The organism is Comamonas sp. AG1104, from assembly GCF_003350425.1.
Lineage (GTDB): Bacteria > Pseudomonadota > Gammaproteobacteria > Burkholderiales > Burkholderiaceae_C > Comamonas > Comamonas testosteroni.
This window is the reverse complement of sequence record NZ_QQAS01000004.1, coordinates 221134-232983: the sequence shown is the minus strand read 5'-3', so window position 1 is coordinate 232983 and position 11850 is coordinate 221134. Positions and strand designations below refer to the sequence as shown.

Below are 11850 nucleotides of genomic sequence, written 5' to 3'. Positions count from 1 at the left end.
TATATTCAGGCGGGCAGGGCGCGCTCAAGTATGGCTGCAATGTCGAGCCCAGCCGGGTCGAACGCTCCGACCACCATGGCCCCGCCTTGTGCGCCCAGGCGGGTGTGGATGAAGCCATTGGCCATGGCCGCGGGCGCGTGCCTGTGCATCAGGCAGGCCTGGGCCAGCAGACACAAGTCCTGCACCAGTCGGCGCGCTTGCGGCTCCAGTGCATCAGGGGGCGCAGACAGGCGCCTGGCCAGCGATTGCGCCATCGCCGCCAGCAGGGGCTGGTCGGCAGCCATGTCGCTGAGATCCTGCAACAGCAGGCGCGTGGCTTCGGGCTCGCGGCCCATGGCGCGCAGCACATCGAGGCACATCACATTGCCCGAGCCTTCCCAGATGGAGTTGACGGGCGCTTCGCGGAACAGGCGCGCGACGATGCTGTCCTGCACATAGCCGTTGCCGCCAAAGACCTCCATGGCTTCACCCGTGATCTCCACCGAGCGCTTGCAGACCCAGAACTTGGCGGCCGGAGTCATGATGCGCTTCCAGGCGCGAGCCTGCAGATCGCCTTCGGCCTCCAGCTCATAGGCCTGCGCCAGATGCATGGCGAGCTGCATGGAGGCTTCGCTTTCGAGGGCCAGGTCCGCGAGCACGGTAGCCATCAGCGGCTGATCCGCGAGATGTCTGCCAAAGGCCGATCGCTGGCGCGCATAGGCAATCGACTGCACAGTGGCGCTGCGCACAATGGCCGCACTGCCCAACACGCAGTTCAGCCGCGTGTAGCTGGCCATCTCGATGATGGTGGGAATGCCGCGTCCTTCCTCGCCCATGAGAATGCCCCAGGCATCCTGCAGCTCCACTTCCGAGCTGGAGTTGCTGCGGTTGCCGACCTTGTCCTTGAGGCGCTGCACACGCACAGGGTTCTTGCTGCCATCGGGGCGCCAGCGCGGCACGAAAAAACAGGCATGACCGCCGAGCTCACCGCTTGCCGTGGCCATGCGTGCCACCACCAGATGGGCGTCGCACATGGGGGCCGAGAAAAACCATTTGTGGCCGCGCAGCAGATACTCGCCGCCGCGGCCGCCCTCATGCACGGGATGGGCCACCGTGGTGTTGGCGCGCACGTCCGATCCGCCCTGTTTTTCCGTCATGCCCATGCCTATCCAGATGGATTTTTTCTGGCTCAAGGGCAGATCGCGCGCGTCGTACTCGTGGCTGAACAACTGGGCTTGCAGCTGGCTCCAGAGCAGGGGCTCTTTTTGCAGCACAGGGATGGCCGCCGTGGTCATGGTGGCTGGGCATAGAGTGCCTTGCTCCACCTGGCCATGCAGGTAGAAACCGGCGGCCCAGGCGCTCCAGCGACCGCGGCTCGGGCTCTCAAAGGGCAAGGAGATCAGACCCTGCTCGCGATACAGCTCCATGAGGCGATGCCAGCTGGGGTGGAATTCCACGGCATCGAGCACACGTCCGCGTGCGTCAAAACGCTGCAGCTCGGGGGTATGGCGGTTGGCGAGTTCGGCATGCTCCCAGTTCTGCTTCTCGCCAAGCTGCTGCGCAAAGCGGCTCAGGGCCGGAGCAAAGCCCTGGGCCTGCTGGCGCTGCAGCACTTCCTGCAAGGCCGTATCGACCTGCAGCAGGTTGATGTCGGTCAGCTCATCGAACTGGTTGAAGACGTCATGGGTGTCCAGGGCCTGCATGCGATCACTCCTGTGGCTGTGCGCTTGTCACAGGCCAATATAGAGCGCCGCATGGCCGAAGCAAAGCGGGTTTTCAGCCGCTGTGCCGCACAGGCCTACCGCCTGCGTGCCTGCTCGTACAAGCCCATGACGCGCGGCACATTGCCCTCCAGCTGACGTATGCGATCGGGGCCCGTCGGATGCGTGGAGAGAAAGCCTATGCCGCCTTCGCCCGTGGCCTGGCCCATCTTGCGCCACAGGCTCACGGCGGCCTGCGGGTCGAAGCCGGCGCGGGCCGCGAGCTCCAGTCCGACCAGATCGGCATCGCTTTCGTCGTTGCGGCTGAATTTGAGGCTGAGCAACTGGCCGCCCAGACGTGCCGCGGCATTGCCGATATCGCCCAGGCCCAGCAGTTGCGCGCCTAGCGATATGCCTATGCTGGTGGCCTGATTCTTGGCCAGCTGCTCGCGCGAATGCTCGCGCAGGGCATGGGCCATCTCGTGGCCCATGATCATGGCGATCTCGTCGTCCGTGAGCTTGAGCTGGTCGATGATGCCGGTATAGAAAGCGATCTTGCCGCCGGGCATGCAGAACGCGTTGATCTGCTTGCTGCCTATGAGATTGACCTCCCAGCGCCACTGGCTGGCGCGCGGGTTCCATTGCGCGGCATAAGGGATGAGGCGCTGGGCAATGCCGCGCAGGCGCTGCAGCTGCGGGTTGCCGGCGTCTGCCAGCGCTCCCTGGGCCTTGGCCTTTTGCAGCAGCTCCTGGTACTGCTGGGTCGCAGAGTTTTCCAGCGTCTCGGCCGGCACCAGCTGGCGCATGACCGATGCCTTGCCGACCTCCACCTGAGCCTGCGCTGGCGCGTGCATCAGCGCTGCGCAGGCCAGGGCGAGCAGCAGGCAGTTGCGGGTGGCGGGCAGGCGCAGGGATGAGATGAGGGCGTGCATAGACGCCAAGTCTATGCGAGCTGGAGTCTGCCTCTGGTCAGACGGTTTCTGTAGTCTTGCGCTCTGCCTGCACTACCAGCCACAGACCGCCGATCACGCCGAGAAGACCAAGCACGGACCACCAGGCGGGGCGCTCGCCGACCACCAGCAGCGACAGCGCAAAGGCCGTGATCGGTTCAGCCTTGCTCAGTGCCACGCCGGTCGCGGCAGACATGCCGCGCAAGCCCACGGAAAACAGCAGATAGGCAAAGCCTGTGGCGACCATGCCCAGATAGATCACCACGGCCCAGCCTTCGGCGCTGATCTGCAGCGGCCCGCCCAGCCAGGCCGAAACCGGCAGCGACAGCAGGGCCGCACAGGCAAACACCCAGGCATTGACCGTGGCCACACGCGCCTGAAGCACCAGCGCCTGGTTGACCAGCGCATAGGCGGCATAGGACAGGCCGGCGAGCAGGCACAGGGCCATTCCCGCCCATGGCAGATGCTGTCTGTCGCTGGCGGCCAGCGCCATGACGATGCCTCCGCCCACGCCGGTGCAGGTGCCCAGCCACCATTGAGGGCTGGGCATGCGCTTGTGCACCACGGCCTGCATCAGACCGGCCCAGATAGGGCCGCTGCCTATGGCCAGCGCCGTGCCCAAGGCCACGCCGCTGGCCTTGACGCCGGCAAAGAAGCTGAGGTTGTAGATGGCCATGCAGAGGCCGCAGAACAAGATACGCGCCCAGCGCATGGGCTGGCGCGCATGGCCTCGGTCCAGCAGCAGCGCCAGCGCGACAAAGAACAGCGCGGCCATGACCATGCGCAGGCCGCCCACCCAGTAGGGCGAAAGCTGAGCCGGGGCGAAATGCTGTGCCGTGCCCGTGGTGCCCCAGAGCATGGCGGCGGCCAGCACCAGCCCGACAGGGCCCAAGGCGCTGCGGGGCGAGGGAGAAGAGAGAGCGGAAGTAACAGACATGAGTGAGCCATCATGCGCGGGCCCGGGCCGCCCATCTGTCGAGAAACGCTTGAAGTGGGCCGACTCAGCGTTGCTCGCGCAGCTGGCGCGATGTCACACCGCGCTCGCGCCGCAATGCATAGGCCAGGGCGCTGGCCGACGCGTAGCCGCAGAGCAGGGCAGTCGCTTCAAGTGCGGTCCCCTTTTTGAGCTGCAGCACGGCGGCGTCCAGACGCAGGCCGCGCAGCCAGTCCTGCGGGGTGCGGTCCGTCAGCTCCACAAAACGGGCATGGAACTGGGCCACGCTCAGATGCACCAGGTTCGCCAGTCGGGCCGTGGGCCAGCTCTCATGCAAGGCGGCCTGTACCTGTTGCTGCAGCAGCAGCAGATCCAGGCCGCGCCGCTGCAGCAAGGTTGGAGCCTGCAGCACCAACGCCATCTGAGCGGCGGCCGACAGGCTCGATTGCGGAAAGCGCAGCGCCGGGGGCACGGCAAAGCGGCGCAGCTTGTCCAGCCCCTGGGCCATGGGCGCATCGATCACCAGTACCTGGGTTTGCGGTGCGGCCAGATAGCCATGGTCGGCCCCTGCGGGGATGACCATGCCGCAGGCGCTGTCGACAAAGCTGGGTCTGCCGGCCACCTCCAGCTCCATGCGGCCCTGCAGCGCAAACAGAATCTGGGCGTAGTCATGGGCATGGGCCTGGTGCTCCCCGCTGTAGCTGCGCACCGATGCCTGTGCCTGATCAAGCACAGGGAGCAGGGATGCTGTGTCACGGATCATGGCTAACCTTGCTTACTTACAGAAAGAGACGGCGGTCACGGTAATGGTAGCGCCCGGCGACTGGCGCGGGCAACCGATAATGCCCTCTGCCTCAGAGAACCAGACCATGACCGAGTCGTCCCAAACAAGCACCAGCCCCACTTCCGCAGATGTCGTCATCAAGCCCAAGCGCAGCTGGAGCCAGGCCTTCAAGGTCTATGCCCAGCCCACCAGCTTGCGCATGCTGGCTTTGGGTTTTTCGGCCGGCCTGCCGCTGCTGCTGGTGCTGGGCACCTTGAGCTTCTGGCTGCGCGAGGCGGATATCGATCGCACGACGATAGGATTCCTGAGCTGGGTGGGTCTGGCCTATGCATTCAAATGGGTATGGTCTCCGCTGGTGGATCGCCTGCCCCTGCCGGGGCTGACGCGCATGCTGGGGCGTCGCCGCAGCTGGCTGCTGTTTTCACAGCTGCTGATTGTGGCGGGCCTGCTCGGCATGTCGTTCATGGACCCCAAGCAATCGCTGCAGCCGCTGGTGTGGTGCGCGGTGCTGGTGGCTTTCGGCTCGGCCACGCAGGATATTGCGCTGGATGCCTATCGTATCGAGTCTGCCAAGCTCGACGACCAGGCGGCCCTGGCGGCCACCTACCAGACCGGCTATCGCCTGGCCATGATCTGGGCCGGCGCCGGCGTGCTGTGGGTGGCGGCGCAGGTGCAGGGGGATGTGCAGGGCTATATGGTGCAGGCTTGGCATGTGGCCTATACGGCCATGGCGGCAAGCATGCTGGTGGGCATGGTCACGGTGCTGCTCTCGCCCGAGCCTGAAACCCGTCCCATGGCACCGGCGCGCAATGCGGCCGAGTGGATCAAGGGTGCGCTGATTGCTCCGTTTGCCGACTTCATCGGCCGCTACCGGTGGCAGGCGTTGCTGCTGCTGGCGCTGATCGGCCTGTATCGCGTGAGCGACGTGGTCATGGGCATCATGGCCAATCCGTTCTATGTGGACATGGGCTACACCAAGGAAGAGGTGGCTGCCGTGACCAAGGTGTTCGGTGTCATCATGACGCTGCTGGGCGGCTTTGTGGGCGGCACCATGGCCGTGCGCTGGGGCGTGATGCGCGTGCTGATGCTGGGCGCGGTGCTGTCGGCCTGCACCAATATGCTGTTTGCCTGGCTGGCCACGCGCGGCCACGATGTCTCGGCGCTGGTCTGGGTGGTCAGTGCCGACAATCTGGCGGGTGGCATTGCCTCGGCGGCCTTCATCGCCTATCTGTCGGGCCTGACCAATGTGCAGTACTCGGCCACGCAATATGCGCTGTTCAGTTCGATGATGCTGCTGGCGCCCAAGTGGCTGGCGGGCTTCTCGGGGGTGTTTGTCGATGCTTATGGTTACGAGGCGTTCTTCCACACCACGGCACTGATGGGCTTCCCCGTGCTGCTGCTGATTTTCCTGGCATCCAGAGTAAAAATGGGCTCTGACGCTTGATGGATAAGCGCTGACAGCTATTGTTTTTGAGCGGCTCGGCGTTTACCCAACTTTACGCACCAGACAAGAGCAGGTCACCTGCGTGCTGCAGCATGGCGTCTTGAAGAAATACCGAGGCGCGAGCATGACTACACTGCCCCCTATGAGCACGCACCAACTTCTGATGATTGAGGACGACGTTCGCCTGGCGCAAATGGTGAGCGATTATCTGGGCAATAACGGCCTGGAAGTGACCCATATGGCTGACGGCAAGAGCGGCCTGGAACAGCTGCAGCCCAGCGATGGTGGCTCGGTCGAGCTGCCCGACCTGGTGATCCTTGACCTGATGCTGCCCGATATGGACGGCCTTGAAGTCTGCCGTCGTATACGTTCCATGCCCGGTACTCCGGCACAGGTCCCGGTGCTGATGCTGACCGCCAAGGGCGATCCCATGGACCGCATCATCGGTCTGGAACTGGGCGCCGACGACTATCTGCCCAAGCCTTTCGAGCCGCGCGAGTTGCTGGCCCGTATTCGCGCCATCCTGCGTCGCAAAGGCAGCGAAAGCCAGGCGACCCCCGCCAATGCCGTCATGCGCTTCGGCAGCCTGGAAATCGATCGCGATGCCCGTACCGTGTCGGTGGGCGAGCAGCAGGCCGATCTCACCTCCTACCAGTTCGATCTGCTGGTGGCACTGGCCGAGCGCGCCGGTCGCGTTCTGACGCGCGACCAGATCATGGAAGCCGTTCGCGGCCGCGAACTGGAGGCGTTTGACCGCTCCATCGACGTGCACATGGGCCGCATCCGTGCCGCGATCGAGGCCGACCCCAAGGCTCCCAAGCGCATTCTCACCGTGCGCGGTGTGGGCTACGTTTTTGCCAAGCAACAAGACTGATGAAGCTGCTGCATGCTTTCTCCCAGCGCCTGTATCTGCGCATCTGGCTGGCGGTGGTGGTCGGCGTGGCCGTGCTCACGCTCTGCGTGGCATGGGCCTGGAATATTGCCGAAGAGCAGCGCGCCCAGAACAGCACCACACCTCCTTCGCGCGAGATGGTGCTCAAAGGCCCCGAGGGCGAGGTTCTGGTGGAGGGGCGTGGAAACCGTATCTCCGGCTCTCCCGTAGATGGCGTGCGTTTTGAAATTGCCGCCCGGGACGGGCAGGTCTATGAGCTATGGATGGCGCCACGTGAGTGGCGTGAGGGCCGCCCTCCCCCGCGTGATGGTGCCGTCGCCTTCTGGTTGCGGCCGCCGTTCGGCTTTCTGTGGATGCTGGGCCTGGTCGGCGTGGCGGTGGTTGTGGGCGTGTTCCCCATCATTCGCCGTCTGCTCAAGCGTCTGGAAAACCTGCAGCGCGGTGTCAAGCGCTTTGGCGAGGGCGACCTGTCGGTGCGTGTCCCCGAGCATGGTCACGATGAGGTGGCGGATCTGGCGCACCAGTTCAACGCTGCTGCAGCGCGCATAGAGACCTTGATGACGTCTCACAAATCTCTGCTGGCCAATGCCTCGCATGAGCTGCGTTCGCCGCTGACGCGCATCCGCATGGGCCTGGAGTTCATGGGGGACGATCCGGCCAGTGCACGCGCCAAGGCCGAGATCCAGCGCAATATCGGCGAGCTTGACCAACTGGTCGACGAGATCCTGCTGGCCAGCCGCCTGGACTCCAGCGAGGTCGATGTGGGCACGGTGGAGTCGGTCGATCTGATCGGTCTGGCGGCCGAGGAATGCGCGCGCATCGATGCCGATCTGGAGATGCAGGCCGATGGTCCGCTTGAGGTGCAGGGGATCGCGAAATTGCTGCGCCGCGCCGTGCGCAATCTGCTGGAGAATGCGCGCCGCTACAGCGAGGGCGAGATCACGCTGTCCCTGTCCAAGCAGGACGGCATGGCATTGATCCGTGTCGAGGATCACGGCCCTGGAGTTCCCAAGGCGCAGCGTGAGCGTATCTTCGAGAAGTTCTATCGCCTGCCTGGGGCCAGTGAGCGATCCGGCGGTGTGGGCCTGGGCCTGTCGCTGGTGCGTTCGATCGCCGAGCGGCATGGTGGTACGGTGCATTGCGAGGCACGCAACGACGGCCGTAGCGGTGCGAGCTTTGTGATCAGCCTGCCATTGGCCTGAGCAGCAGTTCAAGAAAAAAGCCCCGCAGGTTTCGGCCTGCGGGGCTTTTTTGTTTCAGCGCGGCGGTTGGGCGGGGCGGCCTATGGAGACATAGCCCAGGCCATGGCTGGCAGGCAGGGCAGGCTCGTAGAGGTTGCGGCCGTCAAAAATCATTTTGTCGTGCAGCGTTGCGGCCAGCAGGTCGAAGTCCGGCGCACGGAAGATCTGCCATTCGGTCACGATGGCCAGGCTGTCTGCATCCTGCACGGCAGCCAGAGGGCTATCCACCAGCTGCAGGTCGGCCCGCTCGCCGTAGATGCGGCGCGCTTCCTTCATGGCAACAGGGTCGTAGGCTTTCACCTTGGCACCGGCAGCCCAGAGCGACTCCAGAAGATTGCGGCTGGGCGCTTCGCGCATATCGTCGGTATTGGGCTTGAAGGCCAGGCCCCAGACGGCGATGGTCTTGCCTTCAAGCTGGCCGTTGTAGAAGGCGCTGATGCGCTCGAACAGCACATTGCGCTGGGCATGGTTGCGGTCCTCTACGGCATTGAGCAGCAGGGGTTCGAACTCGACCTCCCTGGCAGTGTGGATCAGCGCCTTCACATCCTTGGGAAAGCAGCTGCCGCCATAACCCACGCCCGGGTAGATGAAGTGATAGCCGATGCGCGGGTCGCTGCCAATGCCGCGGCGCACGGCCTCCACATTGGCTCCCAGCTTTTCCGCCAGGTTGGCAATCTCGTTCATGAAGCTGATCTTGGTCGCCAGCATGGCATTGGCTGCATATTTGGTCAGCTCGGCGCTTCGGACATCCATCATCACGATCTTGTCGCGATTGCGGTTGAAGGGGGCGTAGAGCTCGCGCAGCTTGGCTTCGGAAGCCGGGTTGCCGGTGCCGATGATGATGCGGTCCGGGCGCTGGCAGTCGCCCACGGCCGCGCCTTCCTTGAGAAACTCCGGATTGGACACCACGTCGAACGGGTATTGCACATTGCGCTGTGCAAGGCCTTCGGCAATCACGGCCGAGACCTTGTCCGCCGTTCCCACGGGCACGGTCGATTTGTTGATGACGATGCGCGGGCCGTCCATGTGCCTGGCAATGGTGCGGGCAACGGCCAGCACATATTGCAGGTCGGCGCTGCCGTCTTCATCGGGCGGCGTGCCTACGGCCAGAAAGATCAACTCGCTGTGTGCCACGCCTTCGGCGGCATTGGTGGTGAACTGCAAACGGCCCAGTTGCTGGTTGTTGGTGACGAGTGCATCGAGGCCAGGTTCATGGATGGGAATCTGGCCGGCCTTGAGTGCTGCGACTTTCCTCTCATCCACATCCACGCAAAGCACCTGGTGGCCCACATCGGCCAGCACGGCGCCTTGCACAAGACCGACATAGCCGGTACCAAAGACAGTAACTTTCATACGCGATAAAAAGAGCGATACCAATCCACAAAATGCTGCACGCCCGTGGCCACGGGCATGGCTGGCGAGAAGCCGACCCAGGCTTGCAGGGCACGCGTGTCGGCCGAGGTGCTGTGCATGTCCCCGGGCTGTATGGGCAGCATTTGCTTGCGGGCGGTAATTTGCAGGGACCCCTCCAGTGCCGCGATGTAGTCCATCAGCACGGTGGGCGCGTTGTTGCCGATATTGAAGATGCGATAGGGCGCGGTGCTGGTGCCAGGGTTGGGGTTCTGGCTGTCATAGCCGGCATCGGGCGTGGCGGGCTTGTCCAGCACGCGCATGATGCCTTCGACGATATCGTCGATATAGGTGAAGTCGCGCACCAGCTTGCCTTCGCCATAAACATCGATGCGCTCGCCCGCCAGTATGGCCTTGGTGAACTTGAACAAGGCCATGTCGGGACGGCCCCAGGGACCGTACACCGTGAAGAAGCGCAGGCCTGTGGTGGGTATGCCGTACAGGTGCGAATAGGTATGAGCCATCAGCTCATTGGCCTTCTTGGTGGCTGCGTAGTAGCTGATGGGGTGGTCCACCGCGTCGCTTTCGGCAAACGGCATCTTGGTGTTGCCGCCATAGACGCTGGAGCTGCTGGCATAGACCAGATGCCCGACCTGGTGCTTGCGGCATCCTTGCAAGATATTGCCAAAGCCCAGCAGATTCGAGTCGGTATAGTCGTCGGGCTGATCGATGGAGTAGCGAACACCGGCCTGCGCGGCCAGATGGAGCACCTTGGAGGGGGCCGCTTGGGCAAACAGGTTGGCCATGCCTTGCCGGTCCGCTACATCGAGCTCCACAAAGCGGAAGTGGGCATGCGGACGCAACTCGGCGAGGCGGGCATGCTTGAGTGCCACGTCGTAGTAGTTGTTGAGGTTGTCGATGCCAACCACGGGCACGCCCTGCTCAAGCAGTCGCTTGGCGCAATGCATGCCGATAAAGCCGGCACAGCCGGTGATCAGAACGGGATTCATGGTGCAATCCAGAGATATTGGTATTGCGCAGGTGTTGCGCTGGCAGGCATTTTCTCGAAAGGGATGCTCAGTGTCTGCACTGCGGTTTTTGTCTGTGTGGTGAAGATGCCGGCCCACCAGCCCTCCACGGGCTTGTCAGCGCGTGTAATCAATAGCAGACCGCCTGCGGCATCGGCATCGGTGTCGGCCTGAGACAGACATTGCCTCAGCTGTGCGCCATCAGAGCAGCTCAGGGCGTAGGTTTGCGGGAACTGCGAATGCAGCATCGCAGCCATCATATGGTCGGAGCCAACGATGACTCCCTTGCCGTCATAACCGGCCTTGCGCAGTTCCTGGGCCAGGGCCTTGACCGGATGGTTGAGCTCGTCGGGATCGTTCTTGCGACCGCCCTGCCAGGGGCGCAGTGTTGCCATGATCAGAAAGATCAGCGCAAAGACGACGACGAAGGTGGTGAACATCCGGCCCACGCCTTGCTCCAGAAGCGTCGGACGCCAGACATAGAGGGCCAGGGGTGCAATGGCCATCAGAGGCAGCATCCATCGCTGCTTGAAGTCTGTGACATCTGCCGCCAGCACCATGGCCAGCAGGCAGATGGCAATGATGAGCAGGTAGTTGCGCAGCAAAGGCCAGGCCCATTCCTGGCCCGGTAAAGACGCTTTGGTTCCGGGTTTCCAGAGTCTGGAGCGATAGCTGACCAGAGCGGCAATCAGCCACAGGCCCAAGGTCGAAAGCAGGGCCTTGAGCAGATTGCCCAGACCCGTCAGATACGAGGCCTCGGTGGAGATGGACATCTTTTGCACGGTTTCGGTGGTTGCCATGCCCCAGTGCGAAGCCAGCCAGAAGCCATGGGGCGCAAACACCAGCAGTCCCACCAGCGGAGCCAGCCACCAGCCACTGGCGAAGATGGCGCGACGCACCTGTGCCACCGTCATGGAGGCCAGGAACAAGGCGCCAATGAGCATGGCATAGCTGTATTTGGACAGCATGCCCAGACCGCAGAAGAGGCCGATCAGAACAAAATTGATGGCTTGCGGCCTTTGCACCTGGCGCAGCACAGCCCACCATAGACCCATGGTCATCGCCGTCACCATCACCGTATGGGTTTGATCGCGCAGCGAGTCCCAGCCGAAGGGGGGCATCAGCAGCAGACCTGCGGCAACCCACCAGGCACCTTTCTGACCCAGCAACTGCCGGCCAGCCAGCCATGCCAGGCAATAGGTCAGGGCGATCAGCAGGTGTTTGAGCAGAGCCAGAGCCAGCACCGAAGGGCCGAGAAGCTGGCAGACCGCCCATTGCATCCAGGTATACAGAGGCGGTTGCGGGCCATAGCCCAGCTGTAATTGCTGGGCCCAGAGAATCTGTTCGGATTCATCCCATTTCATGCCCGCCGAAATGCAGATGCGGGACAGGATATGGGCGCACACCAAAAGGGCCAGCCATATCCATGGCTTGGCATACAGGGCTTGCTGCCAGTCAGGGCGAATAGAAGTTGAGGAGTTTGATGCCATAGGATTTGGCGGGTGCACATGTTTTGATAGTGCGCACTTACGATTGCGCTTGGCTTTG

Annotated in this window: 10 protein-coding genes; 3 read left to right on the top strand and 7 right to left on the bottom strand. The window is 63.4% G+C overall.

What is annotated here, in order from left to right:
- Window positions 1-5 precede the first annotated feature (5 nt).
- The 4 genes from DFO48_RS12920 to DFO48_RS12905 form a co-directional block, all read right to left on the bottom strand.
- The gene (locus tag DFO48_RS12920; RefSeq protein WP_114863652.1) at window positions 6-1682 is read right to left on the bottom strand and encodes an acyl-CoA dehydrogenase family protein; all 1677 of its coding nucleotides are present in this window, start codon (window positions 1680-1682) and stop codon (window positions 6-8) included.
- Window positions 1683-1777: 95 nt separating this feature from the next.
- Complete coding sequence (locus DFO48_RS12915; RefSeq protein WP_114863651.1) at window positions 1778-2611, bottom strand: M48 family metallopeptidase; 834 nt, start codon at window positions 2609-2611, stop codon at window positions 1778-1780.
- A gap of 37 nt (window positions 2612-2648) precedes the next feature.
- Window positions 2649-3521: a DMT family transporter gene (locus DFO48_RS12910; protein WP_114863650.1), complete on the bottom strand. Its 873-nt coding sequence runs from the start codon at window positions 3519-3521 to the stop codon at window positions 2649-2651.
- 109 nt (window positions 3522-3630) lie between these two features.
- A complete protein-coding gene (locus DFO48_RS12905) occupies window positions 3631-4326 on the bottom strand; it encodes a helix-turn-helix domain-containing protein (RefSeq protein ID WP_114863649.1) in 696 nt (231 codons plus the stop codon).
- Window positions 4327-4432: 106 nt separating this feature from the next.
- On the opposite strand from DFO48_RS12905, the gene DFO48_RS12900 reads away from it, so the two are divergent.
- From DFO48_RS12900 to DFO48_RS12890, 3 genes are all read left to right on the top strand, one after another.
- A complete protein-coding gene (locus tag DFO48_RS12900) occupies window positions 4433-5791 on the top strand; it encodes an MFS transporter (RefSeq protein WP_233506390.1) in 1359 nt (452 codons plus the stop codon).
- A 124-nt stretch (window positions 5792-5915) separates the two neighbouring features.
- Window positions 5916-6665, top strand: a complete 750-nt coding sequence (locus DFO48_RS12895) for a response regulator (protein ID WP_034363143.1) — start codon at window positions 5916-5918, stop codon at window positions 6663-6665.
- On the top strand, window positions 6665-7885 hold the full coding sequence (locus tag DFO48_RS12890; protein ID WP_114863647.1) for an ATP-binding protein: 1221 nt from the start codon (window positions 6665-6667) through the stop codon (window positions 7883-7885). Before DFO48_RS12895 ends, DFO48_RS12890 begins: the two co-directional genes overlap by 1 nt.
- A gap of 54 nt (window positions 7886-7939) precedes the next feature.
- Here the strand turns inward: DFO48_RS12890 and DFO48_RS12885 are convergent, their stop codons facing one another.
- Genes DFO48_RS12885 through DFO48_RS12875 form a run of 3 tightly spaced genes read right to left on the bottom strand, consistent with a single transcriptional unit; the run spans window position 7940 to window position 11666 of the window.
- Complete coding sequence (locus DFO48_RS12885; protein ID WP_114863646.1) at window positions 7940-9277, bottom strand: UDP-glucose/GDP-mannose dehydrogenase family protein; 1338 nt, start codon at window positions 9275-9277, stop codon at window positions 7940-7942.
- On the bottom strand, window positions 9274-10284 hold the full coding sequence (locus tag DFO48_RS12880; RefSeq protein WP_003071937.1) for an NAD-dependent epimerase: 1011 nt from the start codon (window positions 10282-10284) through the stop codon (window positions 9274-9276). Before DFO48_RS12880 ends, DFO48_RS12885 begins: the two co-directional genes overlap by 4 nt.
- A complete protein-coding gene (locus DFO48_RS12875; RefSeq protein ID WP_114863836.1) occupies window positions 10281-11666 on the bottom strand; it encodes a glycosyltransferase family 39 protein in 1386 nt (461 codons plus the stop codon). The genes DFO48_RS12880 and DFO48_RS12875 overlap by 4 nt, the downstream gene beginning before the upstream one ends.
- Between the last annotated feature and the right edge of the window lie 184 nt (window positions 11667-11850).

Excerpts from the sequence above, each read along its gene's own strand:
- DFO48_RS12900 (WP_233506390.1), top strand. The coding sequence starts at position 4,433 with ATGACCGAGTCGTCCCAAACAAGCACCAGCCCCACTTCCGCAGATGTC.
- DFO48_RS12880 (WP_003071937.1), bottom strand. The coding sequence starts at position 10,284 with ATGAATCCCGTTCTGATCACCGGCTGTGCCGGCTTTATCGGCATGCAT.
- DFO48_RS12905 (WP_114863649.1), bottom strand. The coding sequence starts at position 4,326 with ATGATCCGTGACACAGCATCCCTGCTCCCTGTGCTTGATCAGGCACAG.
- DFO48_RS12890 (WP_114863647.1), top strand. The coding sequence starts at position 6,665 with ATGAAGCTGCTGCATGCTTTCTCCCAGCGCCTGTATCTGCGCATCTGG.
- DFO48_RS12915 (WP_114863651.1), bottom strand. The coding sequence starts at position 2,611 with ATGCACGCCCTCATCTCATCCCTGCGCCTGCCCGCCACCCGCAACTGC.
- DFO48_RS12885 (WP_114863646.1), bottom strand. The coding sequence starts at position 9,277 with ATGAAAGTTACTGTCTTTGGTACCGGCTATGTCGGTCTTGTGCAAGGC.
- DFO48_RS12875 (WP_114863836.1), bottom strand. The coding sequence starts at position 11,666 with ATGAAATGGGATGAATCCGAACAGATTCTCTGGGCCCAGCAATTACAG.
- DFO48_RS12895 (WP_034363143.1), top strand. The coding sequence starts at position 5,916 with ATGACTACACTGCCCCCTATGAGCACGCACCAACTTCTGATGATTGAG.
- DFO48_RS12920 (WP_114863652.1), bottom strand. The coding sequence starts at position 1,682 with ATGCAGGCCCTGGACACCCATGACGTCTTCAACCAGTTCGATGAGCTG.